The sequence below is a fragment of the Sphingomonas floccifaciens genome (assembly GCF_042681125.1).
GTDB lineage: Bacteria > Pseudomonadota > Alphaproteobacteria > Sphingomonadales > Sphingomonadaceae > Sphingomonas > Sphingomonas floccifaciens.
This window is the reverse complement of record NZ_JBHUFC010000001.1, coordinates 41,220-58,595: the sequence shown is the minus strand read 5'-3', so window position 1 is coordinate 58,595 and position 17,376 is coordinate 41,220. Positions and strand designations below refer to the sequence as shown.

General features: G+C 66.4%; 17 protein-coding genes. 5 read left to right on the top strand and 12 right to left on the bottom strand.

What is annotated here, in order from left to right; all coding sequences use genetic code 11:
* Positions 1–33: 33 nt before the first annotated feature.
* On the top strand, positions 34–975 hold the full coding sequence (gene thrB / locus ACFSC3_RS00270; RefSeq protein WP_380937571.1) for a homoserine kinase: 942 nt from the start codon (positions 34–36) through the stop codon (positions 973–975).
* On the top strand, positions 972–1,421 hold the full coding sequence (rnhA, locus tag ACFSC3_RS00265) for a ribonuclease HI (protein ID WP_380937569.1): 450 nt from the start codon (positions 972–974) through the stop codon (positions 1,419–1,421). The genes thrB and rnhA overlap by 4 nt, the downstream gene beginning before the upstream one ends.
* Before the next feature lie 132 nt (positions 1,422–1,553).
* On the opposite strand, the gene ACFSC3_RS00260 is transcribed toward rnhA, so the two are convergent.
* Genes ACFSC3_RS00260 through ligM form a run of 3 tightly spaced genes read right to left on the bottom strand, consistent with a single transcriptional unit; the run spans position 1,554 to position 4,347 of the window.
* Positions 1,554–2,027 (bottom strand): MarR family winged helix-turn-helix transcriptional regulator, encoded by a 474-nt coding sequence (locus ACFSC3_RS00260; RefSeq protein ID WP_380937567.1) that lies wholly within the window; start codon positions 2,025–2,027, stop codon positions 1,554–1,556.
* Between the two features lie 41 nt (positions 2,028–2,068).
* Positions 2,069–2,947, bottom strand: coding sequence for a methylenetetrahydrofolate reductase (locus ACFSC3_RS00255; RefSeq protein ID WP_380937565.1), 879 nt, complete (start codon positions 2,945–2,947; stop codon positions 2,069–2,071).
* 2 nt (positions 2,948–2,949) lie between these two features.
* Entirely contained in the window at positions 2,950–4,347 is a 1,398-nt protein-coding gene (ligM, locus tag ACFSC3_RS00250; RefSeq protein WP_380937563.1) for a vanillate/3-O-methylgallate O-demethylase, read from the bottom strand.
* Positions 4,348–4,448: 101 nt separating this feature from the next.
* Here ligM and purU point away from each other — a divergent pair, with 101 nt between their 5' ends.
* Positions 4,449–5,303, top strand: a complete 855-nt coding sequence (gene purU, locus ACFSC3_RS00245) for a formyltetrahydrofolate deformylase (RefSeq protein WP_380937561.1) — start codon at positions 4,449–4,451, stop codon at positions 5,301–5,303.
* A 131-nt stretch (positions 5,304–5,434) separates the two neighbouring features.
* Positions 5,435–6,514 carry a metallophosphoesterase gene (locus ACFSC3_RS00240; RefSeq protein WP_380937559.1) on the top strand — a complete coding sequence of 360 codons (1,080 nt, stop codon included), beginning with the start codon at positions 5,435–5,437 and terminating at the stop codon, positions 6,512–6,514.
* Between the two features lie 4 nt (positions 6,515–6,518).
* Here the strand turns inward: ACFSC3_RS00240 and ACFSC3_RS00235 are convergent, their stop codons facing one another.
* Positions 6,519–6,929: a response regulator gene (locus ACFSC3_RS00235; protein ID WP_380937557.1), complete on the bottom strand. Its 411-nt coding sequence runs from the start codon at positions 6,927–6,929 to the stop codon at positions 6,519–6,521.
* Positions 6,930–7,114: 185 nt separating this feature from the next.
* Between ACFSC3_RS00235 and ACFSC3_RS00230 the strand changes: the two genes are divergently transcribed.
* The gene (locus ACFSC3_RS00230; protein ID WP_380937555.1) at positions 7,115–7,675 is read left to right on the top strand and encodes a hypothetical protein; all 561 of its coding nucleotides are present in this window, start codon (positions 7,115–7,117) and stop codon (positions 7,673–7,675) included.
* A gap of 284 nt (positions 7,676–7,959) precedes the next feature.
* On the opposite strand, the gene rfbA is transcribed toward ACFSC3_RS00230, so the two are convergent.
* The 8 genes from rfbA to ACFSC3_RS00190 form a co-directional block, all read right to left on the bottom strand.
* The gene (rfbA, locus tag ACFSC3_RS00225; RefSeq protein ID WP_380937553.1) at positions 7,960–8,829 is read right to left on the bottom strand and encodes a glucose-1-phosphate thymidylyltransferase RfbA; all 870 of its coding nucleotides are present in this window, start codon (positions 8,827–8,829) and stop codon (positions 7,960–7,962) included.
* Entirely contained in the window at positions 8,826–9,716 is an 891-nt protein-coding gene (gene rfbD, locus ACFSC3_RS00220) for a dTDP-4-dehydrorhamnose reductase (protein ID WP_380937551.1), read from the bottom strand. The genes rfbA and rfbD overlap by 4 nt, the downstream gene beginning before the upstream one ends.
* Complete coding sequence (gene rfbB, locus ACFSC3_RS00215; RefSeq protein ID WP_380937549.1) at positions 9,713–10,762, bottom strand: dTDP-glucose 4,6-dehydratase; 1,050 nt, start codon at positions 10,760–10,762, stop codon at positions 9,713–9,715. The genes rfbD and rfbB overlap by 4 nt, the downstream gene beginning before the upstream one ends.
* 11 nt (positions 10,763–10,773) lie before the next feature.
* Entirely contained in the window at positions 10,774–11,331 is a 558-nt protein-coding gene (gene rfbC, locus ACFSC3_RS00210; protein WP_380938518.1) for a dTDP-4-dehydrorhamnose 3,5-epimerase, read from the bottom strand.
* Positions 11,332–11,402: 71 nt separating this feature from the next.
* On the bottom strand, positions 11,403–12,410 hold the full coding sequence (locus ACFSC3_RS00205) for a hypothetical protein (RefSeq protein ID WP_380937547.1): 1,008 nt from the start codon (positions 12,408–12,410) through the stop codon (positions 11,403–11,405).
* Between the two features lie 242 nt (positions 12,411–12,652).
* The gene (locus tag ACFSC3_RS00200; RefSeq protein WP_380937546.1) at positions 12,653–13,486 is read right to left on the bottom strand and encodes a shikimate dehydrogenase; all 834 of its coding nucleotides are present in this window, start codon (positions 13,484–13,486) and stop codon (positions 12,653–12,655) included.
* Positions 13,487–13,541: 55 nt separating this feature from the next.
* Positions 13,542–16,499, bottom strand: coding sequence for a TonB-dependent receptor domain-containing protein (locus tag ACFSC3_RS00195; RefSeq protein ID WP_380937544.1), 2,958 nt, complete (start codon positions 16,497–16,499; stop codon positions 13,542–13,544).
* A 92-nt stretch (positions 16,500–16,591) separates the two neighbouring features.
* Positions 16,592–17,272, bottom strand: coding sequence for a TetR/AcrR family transcriptional regulator (locus tag ACFSC3_RS00190; RefSeq protein ID WP_380937542.1), 681 nt, complete (start codon positions 17,270–17,272; stop codon positions 16,592–16,594).
* Positions 17,273–17,376 lie beyond the last annotated feature (104 nt).

Below are 17,376 nucleotides of genomic sequence, written 5' to 3'. Positions count from 1 at the left end.
CTTCGCTCAGCACGAACGGGGGGTTTGCCGGAAATGGCCGTCTACACGCACGTCTCGGCGGAGACGCTTTCGACCTTCCTCGCCCGCTACGACGTCGGCGACCTCGTCTCGGCCAAAGGCATCGCCGAGGGCGTTGAGAACTCCAACTACCTCGTCGACACGACCCGCGACCGTTTTATCCTGACTTTGTACGAAAAACGCGTCGCGGCGGGCGACCTGCCGTATTTTATGGCTTTGCTCGACCATCTCGCGGCCAAGGGCCTGCCCGTGCCGCCGGCGATCCCCGACCGGACGGGGACCGCGATCCAACAGCTGGAGGGTCGCGCCGCCTGCCTGATCCGCTTCCTGACCGGCGTGTCCGTGTCGCATCCCACCCCCGAACAGGCGCGTGCCGCTGGTGCTGCGATGGCACAGATGCATGTCGCGCTGGAGGACTTCACCGGGGACCGGCCGAACTCGATGGGCATCGCGGAATGGCGCCCGTTACTGGACCGCTGCGGCACCAGCCTCGACACGATCCAGCCCGGCCTGTTCGCGAGGCTCGACGCGGCGCTGGCGGACGTGGAGTCGGCTTGGCCCCGCCACCTGCCGACCGGCGCGATCCACGCCGACCTGTTCCCGGACAATGTGCTGATGCTGGGCGACCGGGTTACCGGCCTGATCGACTTCTATTTCGCCGCGACCGACATCCTCGCCTACGACCTCGCCATCATGCACTCCGCCTGGGCGTTCGACGGTGCCGGCGCACCGGCCGACGCGGAGATCGGTAAGGCACTGTACGAAGGATATGAGAGCGTCCGCCCGCTGTCGACAGACGAACGCGCCGCCCTCGCCCTCCTCGCGCGCGGGGCCTGCATCCGCTTCTTGCTCAGCCGCGCCTGGGACTGGCTGAACACGCCGGCCGATGCGCTGGTGACGCGCAAGGACCCGCTCGCCTATCTCCGCCGCCTCGAATGGTACGAACAAACCGCATGACCACCGAACTGCCCTATGTCGAAATCGCCACCGACGGCGCCTGCAAGGGCAATCCCGGCCCCGGCGGCTGGGGCGCTTTGCTGCGCTTCGGCACGACGGAGAAGGAGATGTCGGGCGCGGAGAATCCGACGACCAACAACCGGATGGAGCTGATGGCGGCGATCCGCGGGCTGTCGGCGCTGAAGCAGCCGTGCCGCGTGAAGCTGTCGACCGACAGCCGCTATGTCATGGATGGCCTGACCAAGTGGGTCCACGGCTGGCGCAAGAACGGCTGGAAGACCGCCGATCGCAAGCCGGTCAAGAACGCCGAGCTGTGGCAGGCCCTGCTCGCCGCTGCCGAACCGCACCGCATCGAATGGACCTGGGTCAAGGGACATGCCGGCCACCCCGACAACGAACGCGCCGACAGGCTGGCGAGCGACGCGGCGAAGTCGGTCGCGCGGTAGAGCCTTTCGACTTTCAGCAGGCGTGGCACGGTGGCCCGAAGGGATCGTCATCCCGGACTCGATCCGGGATGACGCAGAAAGGAAGCACTGACATTGCTCGATCGGCCGAATGTCGGTCCGCGCTGGTTTCCGCTATTCGTGGATGCGCGCCAGCATCTCGATCAGCGACGCGACTTCCTTTTCGGTGAAGCGCGACTTCAGCCACGCCTCGTGCGCCGCGATCGCGACCTTGGCCTGGCCGAGCACCTCCTGCCCCGCCGGCGTCAGGTTCAGCGTCTGGCGGCGGCGATCGGTGGCGGACTGGCCGCGGACCAGCAGGCCGCGATCCTGCAAGCGGTTGACGATCGCCATCGTCGTCGCCCGGTCCATCCGCATCCGCTGCGCCAGGTCGGTCTGCGCGATATCGGGATGGTCGTCGATCAGCCACAGCGCCGACACCTGCTTCTGCGTCAGGTCGATCTGGGTGAAGCTCTCGGTGAAATGCCGGTACACCGCGCCATGCGCCAGCCGGATGTGGAAGCCGACGATATCGTTGATCGCCCCGATATCCTCGTCCCCCGGGACGTGCGGCGTGGTCGGGGCGGTGACGTCCTTCGGCTTCGACATGGGCGCCATCATAGGCGCCCGCGCGTGCGGCGGTCGATAGCTCAAGCCGCCCCGTGGCGACGGTTATAGTCGTCGATCCACTGGATCGTCTTCACCAGCCCGCCGAACGGATAGAAATGCAGCCGCACCCGCCCGTGCGCCGGGGTCAGGCCCGCCGCCAGTGCATCGACCAGCGCGTCCGGTCCGGCGCTGCCGAGCAGGTTGGTGATCGACAGCCCGTATTTGCGCATCACCGATGCCGACGCGCCGACCCCGCACCGTGCCGCGAAGGACAACAGCCGCTTGATCCCCGCCGGTCCCGGCACGCCGATCCTGACCGGCGCGTCGATCCCGCGACGGCGCAGTTCTGCCAGCCAGTCCAGCAGAGCGTCGGCATCGAAGGCGAATTGCGTCACGATCAGCGGCGCCATCCCGCGCCGCTCGATCTCCGCTGCCTTGGCTTCCAGCACCGCCCAGCATTGCTCGGTGGTCATGTGCGGATGGCCCTCGGGATGGCCGCCGATCCCGATCACCTGCACGCCCGACCGCTCGAACGCGCCCGTCGCGATCATCGCCATGCTGTCGCCATAGGGACCGACCGGCTCGGCCGGATCGCCCGCGACGACGAAGCAGCGCCGGACGCCCGCCTCCTGCACCACGCGGCGCAGATAGCCCTCGAAATCGTCCGCCGAGGTGATCCGCCGTGCCGAGAAATGTGGCATCGGCTCCATCCCCAGCCGGCGGACGGCGACCGCCGCGGCAACGCGCGCGTTGGCATCCTCGCCGGGCAGGAAGGTGACCGACACCGGCGTCTCGGGCGCGACGATCGTGGCAGCCTCGTCGAGCGCCGCCACGTCCTTCGCGGTGATCTCCAGCGAATAACCCTCGGTGATCCCGACGGGATCGCGCGCCCAATTGGGATGGATGACCGGGATCGTCATCGTCAGCGTCCCGTCCGCCACCCCTCGGCATAGGTGTCGCGCGCGACGCGGCTGTAGGGAACCGGGCTGACGATCGCCCGCACCGGCAGCTGGACATGCGGCTCGACCGTCGTCTTGCGCGTGCCGCCATTCTCCTCGCCCCAGATGACGTGGAGTTCGGTGCCGACCGGGATCTTCGGGTCGATCGTCGCCAGGCTCAGCGCCTGCTTCTCGTTGTAGGAATAGCCGGTGAACATCGAGAAGCCGACCGTGCGGCCATCGGCGTCGACCACCTTGTCGTAGTTGGACGAGGCATAATTGGCGAGCGGCACGTCGAAGAACTTATACTGTTCGCCGTCGGGGTCGAACAGCGACGCGGTGATCTTCGCCATGTCCTCGGGATGCCAAGCCAGCGTCACCTTGCGCCGCTGCGCCGCCGGGTCGAGCGCCTCCAGCGCTTCACGCCCGTGGAAGTCGTGGTCGAACTTGACGAACGGGCCATAGCCCAGCTCCCACGGATTGAGGTAATAATCCTCGATATTGTCGGACACGAACGACCCGCCAATCGACCCGGTCGCTTCATAGCTGTCGGCGCCCAGCCATTCGCGGAAGCCCTTCAGCTTTTCGCCCGTGTAGATCGCCGGCAGCGGCGACGGAATCCAGCCGCTCTCCAACGTGTTCGACGGATAGGCGCGGCTGCCGCAGGCGATCAGGCCGAATTCGGCGCCGGCTTCCAGGATGGCGGCGCGGATTTCCTCCTGCTCGTCATACGGACCCCAGATCTCCAGCCCCGGCGCACCCGACATGCCGTGGCGCAGCGTGCGGACGGTGCGGCCGGCGATGGTCATCGTGCTCATGTTGAAGAACTTCAACTGTTCGAGCGGCCCGCCGTTCAGCTTCTCGATCACCGCCCAGGCGTTCGGCCCCTGGATCTGGAAACGCCATTCCTTGCGCCGCACCGGCTTGCCCATCGGCCGCATCGGCGAACGGTCGTCGAGCTCGATCTCGACGTCATAGCCGCCGGTCGCCGCCTGATAGCGCAGCCAGTTCGCCGCCGGTGCGCGACCGACATAGGTGAAGGACTGTTCCTCCTCCCAGAAGATGATGCCGTCGCCGATGACATGGCCATAGGGCGTCGTCGGCACATATTGCTTGGCCTTGTTGACGGTCCAGCCCTTGGGGCTGTTAACCATCGTTTCGGACAACAGCTTCAGCGCGTCTCGGCCGCGGATGTAGAGGTTCACCATGTGGTGCGACTGGTCGAACAGCACCGCGCTGTGCTGCCACGCCCATTGTTCGGACCGCCAGTTCGAGAATTCGGGGGCGACGACCGGATAGACATAAGCGCCCAGTTGCGAATTGCGCAGCATCTCCACGATGTTGCCACCCGCATTCAGTCGCTCTTCGAGATTCGCCGCCATGATCCTCATCCCAATCGTTGCACTTTGTACGCAACACATACTATGGATTGTTTGCGACACAAACAAAAATGACACGGCCTTGCGCCGGAGAGGAGACGCCCGTGACCGATACCCAGATTCTCGCGCTGTCGTGCCGCGACGGCCTAGGCATCACCGCGGCGGTGACCGGGTTCCTGTCGGACCAGGGCTGCAACATCGTCGCCGCGCAGCAGTTCAACGACCGGGCGGAGGACAGCTTCTTCATGCGGGTCGAGTTCGATCCGCGCGACGCCGACCCGGACACGATCCGCACGGCGTTCGCCGGCGTCGCCGACCGCTACGGCATGACCTGGACGCTGCGGGCGCGGGCGGCGCGGCGCAAGGTGCTGCTGCTGGTCAGCAAGTTCGACCATTGCCTCGGCGACCTGCTCTATCGCCAGCGGCTTGGCGAACTGGCGATGGACGTCGTCGGCATCGTCGGCAACCATCCGCGCGATGTGCTGACCATCTCGCTGATCGGATCGACGCCCTATCACCATTTCCCGATCACCCGCGAGACCAAGGCCGAGCAGGAGGCGCGGATCAAGGCTCTGGTGGACGAAAGCGGCGCCGAACTGGTCATCCTCGCGCGCTACATGCAGATCCTGTCGGACGATCTGGCCGCGTTCCTGAGCGGGCGGTGCATCAATATCCACCACAGCTTCCTGCCGGGCTTCAAGGGCGCGAAACCCTATCACCAGGCGCATGCCCGCGGCGTGAAGATGATCGGCGCGACCGCGCATTATGTCACCGCCGACCTGGATGAGGGCCCGATCATCCATCAGGACGTGGAGGCGATCAGCCATGCCGACCAGCCCGACGATCTGGTTCGCAAGGGCCGCGACATCGAGCGCCGCGTGCTGGCGGAGGCCGTCCGCCTGCATCTGGAGGATCGCGTTCTGCTGAACGGCGCGAAGACGGTGGTCTTCCGCGACTGAGAGCGACTAGGAAGGGCGGCGGACCTTTCGGGCGATCGAGCGATTTCGACAGGGGACGCCGGGGCACACTCACGCTCCGCCTTCGGAGACGTGCCATCTTCCACCTGTTCTTCGCCCTGCCCTGCCTGTTCGTGCTGACGCGGTGGCTGTGGCCGCTCGATCTGCCGATGCTGGTGAAGCTGGCGTCCGCGGCGTTGCTGCTCGTCGCCTCGCAATATCATCTGTGGAGCCGGCTTTCGTCCGGGTCGGTGTTCGATCCCGAGATGCCGAGGGCCGTCGTCATCGCATTCAACTGGGCGTTCGGCGCGATCCTGTTGCTTGCGGTGTTCCAGTTGCTGCTCGATCTCGGCACCCTCGTCGTCGCGGCGGTGCAGCGGTCGAGGGTGAGCATCCCCGACACGGCCCGCTACGCGATCGCCGGCGTCGCGTCGGTGCTGGCAGCGATCGGCGTGTGGAACGCGCTCCGGGTGCCGCCGATCAAGGATGTCGAGATCGCCGTACCCGGGCTGCCGCGGGCATTCGATGGCTATCGCCTGATCCAGTTGACCGACCTGCACCTCAGTCGGCTCTATCCGGCATCCTGGGCCAGCGCAGTCGTCGAGCAGACCAATGCGGCGGGTGCGGACCTGATCGTCGTGACCGGCGACTTCATCGACGGGTCGGTCGCGAACCGCCGAGCGGATATCGCGCCGCTAGCCGGGTTGCGCGCGCCCGATGGCGTCTATGCCATTCCGGGCAATCACGAATATTTCTTCAGCTACGACGACTGGATGCGTCATCTGGCGTCGCTCGAGTTCCGGATGCTGCCCAATGCGCATGCGGTTCTGACCCGCGGCGACGGGCGGCTCGTACTCGCCGGCGTGACCGACCTGTCCGCACCGAGCGTCGGACGCCCCGGACCGGATGTCGCCGCCGCCTTGGCGGGCGCGCCCGCAGGCGTGCCCATCCTGCTGCTCGATCACCAGCCGAAGACGGCGCGCGGCAATGCGGCGCGCGGTGTCGCGGTCCAATTGTCCGGCCATACCCACGGCGGCATGATCCGTGGTCTCGACCGCGTGGTCGCCCGCGCCAACGACGGCTTCGTCTCGGGGATGTATCCTGTCGGCGCGATGACGCTCTACGTCAACAACGGCACCGCCTTATGGCCAGGCTTCGCCCTACGGCTGGGCGTTCCATCCGAACTGACCCGGATCACGCTTCGCACGCGATGAGCGGTCACACCGCGCGCCTCAGCGGCGCCGGCTTTTTGTGATCGGGTAGAGTTTCGGCCAGATGTTCCTTCACGGTCGCCGCGCTGAACGGCTTGCGAAGGAAGGTCGCGCGATCGGGCAGGTCGCCCATGGCCGGAACCGCGGCGCCTGAAGCGATCACGATCTCGACCTCGTCGAACCGCTCCGCGACCCAGCGCGCCAGGTAGAAACCGTCATGCCCATCACCCATGTCGACATCGCTGAACAGCAAAGCGATCGAAGGTTCGTGCTCGAGCAGCAGCGCCTGCGCCTCCGCTACCGACATCGCATCGAGACATCGAAAGCCGGCGTCCTCGAGGATATTGCAGACATCCATCACGATCAGCGGGTCGTCGTCGACCGCGAGCGCGTATGGAACCGTAGATTTCTCTGTCATCGCGCTATCCCAAGGTGTGGCGCGATGAACCGCCGCGAACACCCGTCGTTCCCCTCGAGCGTCACTTTGTAGGAATTCGTTACCGTTAGCATGTGCCTTGCACAGTATCATTCCGATACGCGTTGGGCCGAGCGGCTGCTTGGCCCATTCTCGACTCCTGCCATGATCCATGTCACGTCGCAGCCATGGTGTTCGGATGGTCCCCCGGCATCGGCGATCCTACGGCCATCGGCTGGTCCATCGTCGCGGCCTATCTCGTTACGGCGGCGCTCTGCTGGTGGGCGGGTCGCGTGTCGCTGCAATGCTCGGGCCGCAGCGGAACCTGGCCGATCCTCGCGGCAGCACTCCTCGCCCTCGGGATCAACAAGCAGCTCGATCTCCAGGCGCTGGTCGTCGTGATCGGCCGACGCGTGGCCTTTTACCAGGGTTGGTACGAGGACCGTCGCTTCGTGCAGATGGCGTTCATCACCGTCCTGTTCGTCGCAGCGATTCTGCTGTGCCGGCTGATGGCCCGGCTCGCGGCGAAAGGGCCGCCCCAGGAACGCCGGGCGTTACTCGGCATCGTCGTCCTCGCGACCTTTGTTCTGATCCGCGCGGCATCCTTCCACCATGTCGATCGCCTGCTCGGTGCCAATGCAGCGCATCTGCGCATCAATCATCTGCTCGAACTCGGCGGCATCGCCCTGATCGCCGTCCCGGCCCTGTTGACCTGCATCGAGCGCAGACCCGCCACCCTGTCCGGCTAGAGCGTGTTTAGGCTGCGTGAAGGCACCGTGATCGCCCTGTCGTGTTCTTCCGGCAAGGAGCGTGGTGCAGCAGGTAGCGGCGCTACCTGCAAGGCTCGCGACGCAGACCGGCGGGCGCGACAGGGCAACCGCCAAGGCGGCGGGCCGATTTTGCCCCAGGGCGGCGTCGCTCGTCGGTCACGATGCAATTGCATCGCTCCGCTCCTCGCTCCTTGCCCTGAACCAAAATCGGCTCCGTCACGGTGCCTTCACGCAGCCTAAACACGCTCTAGCGCCTCGTCTCGTCAGCGTCCATCGACGGCATTGAGGATGGCGCGGCCGTAGGCGGTTTTCTTGAACCGCTCGCCCGCTTCGCGGGCCTGTTCGGCGGAGATGAAGCCTTGTTCGAAGGCGATTTCCTCCAGGCAGGCGACCTGGACGCCCTGTCGGTGCTGGAGGGTGCGGACGAATTCGCTGGCCTCGAGCAGGCTGTCGTGGGTGCCGGTGTCGAGCCAGGCATAGCCGCGGCCCATCTGTTCGACGTAGAGGTCGCCGGCGTCCATGTAGAGGCGGTTGATGTCGGTGATTTCCAGTTCGCCGCGGGCCGAGGGCTTGAGGTTGCGGGCCATCTCGACGACGCGGTTGTCGTAGAAATAGAGGCCGGTGACCGCGTGATTGGACTTGGGCGCGGCGGGCTTTTCCTCGATGCTGACCGCGCGGCCGGCGTGGTCGAATTCGACGACGCCGTAGCGTTCGGGGTCGTCGACGCGGTAGCTGAAGACGGTGGCACCCGTGGGCCGCGCGACGGCGCTGGCCAGCAGGTCGGTCAGGTGGGCGCCGAAGAAGATGTTGTCGCCCAGCACGAGCGCGACATGGTCGTCGCCGATGAAGTCGGCACCGATGGTGAAGGCCTGGGCGAGGCCGTCGGGGCTCGGCTGCTCGGCATAGCGGATCGACAGGCCGAAGGCCGAACCGTCGTCGAACAACCGCTGGTAGTTGCCGAGATATTCGGGGCTGGAGATGATCAGGATGTCGCGGATCCCCGCCAGCATCAGGACGCTGAGCGGATAATAGATCATCGGCTTGTCGTAGATCGGCAGCAGCTGCTTGTTGACCGCCAGCGTCGCCGGGTGAAGCCGCGTGCCCGAGCCGCCGGCGAGGATGATGCCCTTCATGTCACTGCTCCGATAAGCTCGTCGAGGATGTCGCCGAGCGCGTCCTGCCAGGGGCGCGGGGTGATGCCATAGGCGCGCTGGATCGCATCGTGCGACAGCAGCGAATTGGCGGGTCGGCGCGCGGGAGTGGGATAGTCGGCGGTGGTGATCCCTTCGACCGCGGCGACAGGCCCGCCGCGCAAGCCCGACTGGCGGAAGATCTCGCGCGCGAAGCCGGCCCAGGTGACCGGCCCGGCGTTGCTGAAATGATAGGTTCCGGTCGGCGCGTCGGCGTCCTCGACCAGACGCACCGCGATGGTCATCAGCGCCTGCGCCAGGTCGGCGGCGCCGGTCGGGCTGCCGGTCTGATCGTCGACGACGCGCAGGGTATCGCGCTCGGCGGCGACGCGCAGCATCGTCTTGATGAAATTGCTGCCGTGCGCCGAGACGACCCAGGCCGTGCGCACGACGACCGCCCGCGCGCCCGAAGTGCGCACCGCCAGCTCACCGCCCAGTTTCGACGCGCCATAGACGCTCAGCGGCGCGACCGCGTCGTCGGGTTCCCACGCGCCCGGCTTGTCGCCGGGGAAGACATAGTCGGTCGAGACCTGGACGAGCGGGATGCCGGCCTTCGCGCACGCCTCGCCGAACGCGGCCGGGGCCAGCGCGTTGACCGCCCAGGCGGTGACGACGTCGCTCTCGGCCTTGTCGACCGCGGTATAGGCGGCACCGTTGATGACCGCAGCCCAGTCGCGAGACGCCACCACCCTGGCGATGGCGGCGGTGTCGGCCAGGTCGAGGTCGGCGACGTCGAGCGCGACGACTTCCCACCCCTCAGGCCAGGCACAGCGCTGCAACTCGGTGCCAAGCTGGCCACCGCCGCCGGTGACGAGGACCGCGTGCGTCATGCGACGCCGCGGCGCTCGGCGGCCTTGGCTGCGATCAACGGGCGCCACCAGGCCTCGTTCGCCAGATACCAGTCGACCGTTTTGCGGATGCCGGTCTCGAACGTCTCCGCCGGGGTCCAGCCCAGTTCGTCGCCGATCCGCGCGGCGTCGATGGCATAGCGCTTGTCGTGGCCGGGGCGGTCGGCGACCTGCGTCATCTGCTCGGCATAGGGACGGCCATCGGCGCGCGGCCGCAGTTCATCGAGGATCGCGCAGAGCGTGCGGACAACCTCGATGTTCTGCCGCTCGTTATGCCCGCCGACATTGTAGGTGCGGCCCGGCTGCCCACGCTCGAACACCGCTTGCAGCGCGCGGACATGGTCCTCGACATACAGCCAGTCGCGGACCTGGTCGCCCGCGCCGTAGATCGGCAGCGGCTCGCCATCGAGCGCCTTGGCGATCATCAGCGGGATGAGCTTTTCGGGGAAGTGATACGGCCCGTAGTTGTTCGAGCAGTTGGTAATGAGCACCGGCAGGCCGAAAGTATGGCCCCATGCCGACACGAGATGGTCGCTGCCCGCCTTTGACGCCGAATAGGGCGAGCGCGGATCGTAGGGCGTGTCCTCGGTGAACAGCCCGGTATCGCCGAGCGACCCATAGACCTCGTCGGTCGAGATATGATGGAAGCGGAACGCCGCCTTCGCCGCCTCGTCGAGGCCCAGCCAATAGGCGCGCGCCTCGGCGAGCATCGTATAGGTGCCGACGACATTGGTCTGGACGAATGCGCCGGGTCCGTCGATCGAGCGGTCGACATGGCTCTCGGCGGCAAGATGGGTGATGACGTCGGGCCGGAACTCGGCGATCGCGGCGCGGACGGTTTCCGCATCGCAGATGTCGCCCTGGACGAAGCGATAGCGGTTCGACTGGGCGACGCGCTCGACCGTCGACAGCGTGCCGGCGTAGGTCAGCTTGTCGAAGTTGAGCACCTCGTGGCTGGTGTTCTCGATGAGGTGCCGGACGAGCGCCGAGCCGATGAACCCGGCGCCGCCGGTGACGAAGATACGCATGGGATAGAGCCTCAAGCGAGCGGCGTCAGCGGACGGCCGTCATAGGGAAAGGGGCTGTCGAAGTCGGCGAGCGCCGGCTGCGCCGCGTCCTTCGGTGACAGTTCGGGCATGACGCCGGCGGGCAGCGGCCAGTCGATGCCGACACTGTCCCACGCGATGCCGCCATCGGCCTCGGGCGCATAGGTGTCGGAGCATTTATACGCGATCTCGCAATCGGGCTCGAGCGTCAGGAAGCCGTGCGCGAAGCCGATGGGGATGAACAGCTGGTCGCCATTCTCCGCCGACAATTCGGCCCCGACCCACTGCCCATAGGTCGGCGCCCCCCGCCGCACGTCGACCGCCACATCGAACACCCGCCCGCGAATGCACCGCACCAGCTTGTCCTGCCCCCGCGGCGGTGTCTGGAAATGGAGCCCACGCAGCGTGAACGCCGGCACCGACAGCGAATGATTGTCCTGCACGAACGTCGCATCGATACCGAGCGCGGCGAACGTCGCGCGGTTGTACGTTTCGGTAAACCACCCACGCGCATCGCCGTGGCGCTTTGGATGGATAAGGCGGACGGGCATCGACATGGCCTCGGGCGATAGGGCCTGATCGCTAATATTTCGCTGCACGAGCCCTTCCTTCGCCGACTGCATCACGCCGGGATACGCGTCTGGAGGAACCGGCGAAGATACTCCGCCCAATGCTTGCGGTCGTACCGCTCCTTCGCTTCGGCCACGAAGGATTCGGCCAGTTGGCGGTTGCGGGGGGCATCGGCGACGGATGCCGCCGCGGCAGCGGCCAGCGCGTCGGGCGCGCCGGGTTCGATCAGCGTGCTGCCGGGGATGCCGACGGTATATTCGGTCGTCGCCATCGACCGCGTCGAGACGACCGGCAGGCCGAGCAGCTGAGCCGATACGATCGTGATATGCCCGCAACAGGTCCGGTCGCTCTTCAACGGCACGATCACCGCCGCCGCCCGCGCGGCGATGCCCCAGGTCAGTTCGGGCGGGAGGTTGAAGAACACCTTCATGTTCGAGGGCGCGTCGTCGAACAGCGTGCTGGGACGCGCGACGACGATCCAGTTCGTCGACGGATCACTCCGCGCCGCCGCCAACATGCCCGCATAATCCCGTCCCTCGCCGCCGATCGCGACGACGAACCGATCGAACGGCAGGTCAAGCGTGGTGTCGGTCCGCGGCGTCTCCTGCGTCCACAGGACGCGCTCGAACCGGGCGGGATCGACGCCGAACAGCTGCGGATAGGTCGTCGCCTCGTACTCCGAATAGACGCAGAATTGGTCGACACCGCTGAACGCGCGACGCATCCGGGCCACGTCGCGGCCGGCGGGCAGGTCGGTGAAGTTGAACGAAAAGGCCAAGTGCACGCAGTCCGGCTTGCGCAGCGCGCGCATGTCCTCGACCGCCGCGGTCATACGTGGCAGGTGCGAGATGATGACGTCGGCGGATCGTGCCGCGCCGACTGCCGACCAGGCCGCGCGATATCGCGACAGGCGCGGGCGGCGCACCGCGCGCTCGATCGCATTGCGCGGCAGCCCGCTGAACCTCTGCCACGTCACGCTGCGGTCATCGACGCTGTGGACGTCGACGAACGGGTCGCCCGGCGAGATGTCCGGCACGTTCACGATCTTTACCGAACCCACCTTCACCCCCGTCACCGTGACGAATCATCGCGCCGTGTCGGCGGCTTATGGCCGGACCTGACGAATCCGCGAAGGATTTTGTCACAGGGCGGTTGCGAGCCCGCCGCGCGAGAATAGCGTGCCCTGATAGCCGAGCAGCGCGACGCGGTCGAACAGCGCGCCGCATCACGGGTGATTATGGGCATTTACGATGAAGCACCGCACCGGATCGACTGTCGCAAGCACGACCCAGCCGTGGCGGTTCAGAATTCCCGTTCGAAGCTTTCGGCCATGCGTGGCACGTTGGCGGCATGGCCGGTGATGATCTCGAACGCCGCCGCGGCCTGACGGATGACCATCCCGCTGCCGTCGAGCGTCGCGCACCCTGCCGCGCGCGCGGTCGCGAGCAGTTCGGTTTCACGGGGAAAGTACACGATGTCCGCCACCCAGAGATGCGATCGAATTTGATGTGGCGATATCGGCAGGCCGGGCTTGGTCATCATGCCCACCGGCGTCGCATTGACGATACCGTCGATCGCGCGGGTATCGTGATCACCGGCCGAACGGACCACGATGTCGGCTGCGAAGCGCGGACGAAGTCGCGCCGCCAGCGCCGCAGCCCGGTCCGCATCCACGTCGCAAATCTCCAGCCGGCGGACGCCCGCGGCCAGCAGCGCGCTTGCCACCGCCGCCCCGGCGCCGCCCGCGCCCAGTTGCAGCACCCGGTCGAGCGTCGCGTCGGGCAGGCCGGCGCGCAGGCTGTCGCCGAAGCCGATCATGTCGGTGTTGTGGCCCGTCAGGCGTCCGTCGCGGATCGCGATGGTGTTGACCGCCCCCACCGCCTGCGCGCTGTCGGCCAGCGCATCGAGGTGGGGGATCACCGCCTGCTTGAACGGATAGGTGACGTTCACGCCGGCGAAGCCCTCGGTCCGCAGGCGCGTGAGCAGGTCGGGCAACGCCGCATCGTCCCAGCCGCGATCGTCGAAGTCGAACAATGTGTAGCTGAGGTCGAAGCCCTGCGCACGCGCCTCCTGCTCGTGGAGCCAGGGCGAGCGCGAGGCCAGGATCGCGCGTCCGATAAGGCCGGATCTGATCATCTCGTTCCTCGTCGGTTCGGCGCGGCGGCGGGAGGTTGCCGCCGCGCCGAGATCGTCAGAAGCTGACACGCACGCCGGCATAGAAGGACCGACCGACCGCATCGTACAGCGCGACGTCGGTGCCGTTCTGCGAGCTGGCGACATAGGGCAGCTGCTTGTCGAACAGGTTGTTGACGCCGAAGCGCAGTTCGAAGCCCTGCGCCGCCTTCAACGTCGTGAACATATCCCATAGCGCATAGGCGGGCACGCCAACCTGCGCCGTCGCGGGCGTCAGCACCGCGCTGACGTCGCGCAGGGGGCTCTGGTAGCGCCAGCGCAGGCCCAGGCTACCGCCTTCACCGCGATAGCCGAACGAGGTCAGTGCCTTCCACTTCGGTGTCGCGCGCGGCGGAACGCTGGTCGGCCCCGCCCCGCCGTTGCTGACGCCGGTATAGTCGAGGAACGGCGAGCCCGGCAGCAGCTGCACTTCATATTTGCGGGTCCAGTCGACCCCAGCATTGACGAACACGCTGCTGCTTTCGCCCAGGAAGGGCGTCGGCACGCTCCAGTTCGCCTGGAATTCGACGCCCTCGGTACGCAGGCCGCCGATGTTCAGATACGGCGTGTTGACCGATACGATCTGCCCCGTCGCATCGCGCTGGATCGCGGTGCAGTAGGAGTTCGACGCGCTGTAGCTCGGGTTGGTGCCGTCGAGATTGAAGCACTTCGACAGCACGGTCAGGCCCGGCACGGTCGAAATGACGTTCTTCACCTTGATGTTGTAATAGTCGACCGACAGCGTCAGGTCGCCGAAGACCCCGCGGCCGGGCACGTCGAAGACGAAGCCGACGTTATAGGTGTCGGCCTTTTCCGGGGTCAGGCCCAGGTTGCCGGCGATCGTCTGACCGGTCGCGGTGGTCGGGAAGGTATAGGAGCTGACCGCAGCCGCCGGCACGCCTTGCGCGACGCACAGGGCACTGACCTGCGTGCCGTTGGCACCGGTGCGCGCGCCCGAACGGATGTCGCACGGGTCGCCGATCGAGGCGGGCGGCGTACCGATGACCAGCTGGGTGCCGGAGGCGGGCGTGAAAAGCTCGCCGATGTTGGGCGCACGCACGGCGCGCTGATAGCTGCCGCGGATCAGCAGCGGCTTGAACGGCCGCCAGCGCGCGTCAGCCTCGTAGCTGGTGACCGAACCCGTGACCGAATAGTCGGACAGACGGACCGCCGCACCGACGCCCAGTTCCTCGAAGAACGGGCGGTTCGACAGTAACGGCACGTCGACCTGCGCCGCGATTTCCTTGACGCTGATGTTGCCCGCCGCCGGGGCCGAGGCGATGATCGATTCCAGATTCTGTGCGCGCAGGTCGCTGTCGGGCACATAGTCGTAGGTGTTCTTGCGATAGCTGCCGACGACCGCGATCTGCGCCGGGCCGGCGCCGAGATCGAACAGGCGGCCGTTCAACTGCGCCTGGACCTGCGTCTGGGTCAGGTCCTCCTGCGAGAAAGCGGTCTTGGTGATATAGTCCCGGCACGCCGCCGACAGCGAGCGCGCATTGGCGTCGCCGAAGATGTTCAGGCCGCCCGCGCACACCGATGCGCCGCCGTCGCTGGCGTTGAGCAGCGTCTGCACCCGGCTCTTTACCACCGCATTGCCGATCTTCAGCTGATGCGCCGACTTGTCCCATGATGCGAACACGTCGAACGTCCAGCCGGATGCGATGTCGCCGCGCAGGCCGGCAAGATACTGCTGGATCGTGTAATGTTCGCCGAAGCTCTTGTACGGCACGCCGACATAGCGTCCGTTCCAGGTGAAGGGCGCGGTCGGATTGGGTCGCGACGCCAGGATGGTGCGCAGCGCCGCCGGAATGAAGGGATTGGTCGTCGGCACCGTCGTCAGCGCGCCGAACTGCGTCAGGCTGCCGCCGCTTTCGGTGTTCACCGTCAGATCGACGTACATGAACTGGCCATAGGCGGTCAGCGCGGGGCTCAGCTGGTAATCGCCCTTCAGAAACGCGGTCTTGCGGTCGAGTGCGTTGGCGAACTGGATCTGCTGGCCGACGGGCATGCGGACGTTGTTGCCGACGAGCAGATAGCCCTGGGTATCGCGCGCGCCCTTGTAGTTGATCGCACCGGTCTGGGTGAACAGCGTGCTGTCGTTGTTGAATCCCAGGTTCAGCAGCGGGTTGATGGTCGTCGTGTTGCCATAGCTGGCGAAGACCCCGTTCACGGTCGCGCTGCTCGGCGCGTTGGTCGCGCTGGGGACGAAGGTGCCGCTGCCGATGAAGGAGGACGGCGTCTTGTCGTTGAAGAAGGCACGCGTCGACCCGTTGATCGGATCGGCCTTGGCATAGCTGAATGCCGCCACGACATTGCCGCGATCGCCGCCGAACGAGCTGCCGAAGGCGAGCGACCCGTTGAAGCGATAGGCGTCGCCGCGCTCGGAAATGCCGTTCTGCAGGTCGATGCGGAAGCCGTCGAGCTTGCGCAGCGTCTTGAAGTTCACGACGCCCGAGATCGCGTCCGACCCATAAACCGCCGACGCGCCACCGGTGATGACGTCGACGCCGCCGATGATCGCATCGGGAATGATGTTGATATCGACGTTGCCGTTGATGTCCGACACCGGCAGGCGACGGCCGTCGAGCAGCACGAGGTTGCGATTGGAACCGAGGCCGTGAAGGTTGACGGTCGACCGGCCGCCGGTGCCCTGGCCGCCGGTGTTGCCGTTGCCCGACGTGGTGAAGCTGGGGATCTGGTTCAGCGCGTCGACCACGTTCACCGCACCGGTTTCGCGGATCGAGGCATCGCTGACCGACACGATCGGGCTGGCCGAACTGTCGTTGGCGCGACGGATCAGCGTACCGGTGACGATGACGTCGGCAGCGGCGGCATCCTCTTCGGAGGCGGTCGATGGCGCCTGCGCGGCCGGATCGGCGGCGGGTATGGTCTGCGCTGCGGCGGACGACGCGAAGGCCGCGGCCAGAGTCAGAACGGATGTGGTGAACGCAAAGCGGAACGTCGCCTGTCGCATATGATCCTCCCCAACGCCGTCGAGTGTCCCGACGGTCAATGGTCGATCATTAGTGTTACGAACTGGTTCCTGTCAACTGACGTGATATTTTGTCAGGCGCCGCGGTCCCTGCCGACCCAGGCGAGCAGAATATCCCCAACCTGGGCCGCACGTTTTTCGATCGCCCCCTCGCTGGTCATGTCGACCCCGAAATTATGCGCGAAGGTGAACTGGTTGGAGACGTTGTAGAAGGCGAGCGCGGTCATGTTCATGTGCAGGTCGATCGGATCAATGCCGGGGCGGAACGCACCCTCTGCCACGCCGCGCTCCAGGATGCGCGCGAGCAGGTCGATCACGCGACGGTTGTTGGTCGGCAGGCCGTCGATCTGACGCAGATGCTCGGCCCGGTGGATATTCTCGTTCATCACGAGTCGCACCAGCTCGGGATGCTGCGAGTGATAGCGCACGTCATGCTCGATCAGCCGGCGCAGCGCGGCGACCGCGGTGCCGCTGTCGATGTCGACCTCCGCCTCGCTCGACCGCACGCGGCGATAGGCGCGTTCCAGCACGGCGCGGTACAGCTCGTCCTTCCCGCCGAAATAATAATAGATCTTCCGCTTGGTCGCCTTACCCGCGATCTCGTCGATCCGCGCTCCAGCGAGCCCCTTCTCGACAAATTCCTCCGTCGCGACGTCCAGGATCGCATCGATCGCGGCTTCGCGCGCTTCCGCGCGGGTGCGGCGGACCTTGTTGGGGGGCACTTCAGTATCGGCGGGAGGATGATCGGATGCCATAATCGCGGTCTAGCCCCGACAGGCGAGCGTGCAACGGGATTTCGGCCTCGGTCCGATTTTGTGGTACGAACCAGTTCCTCTTTTTGCTTTGCCGATGCCGAGTG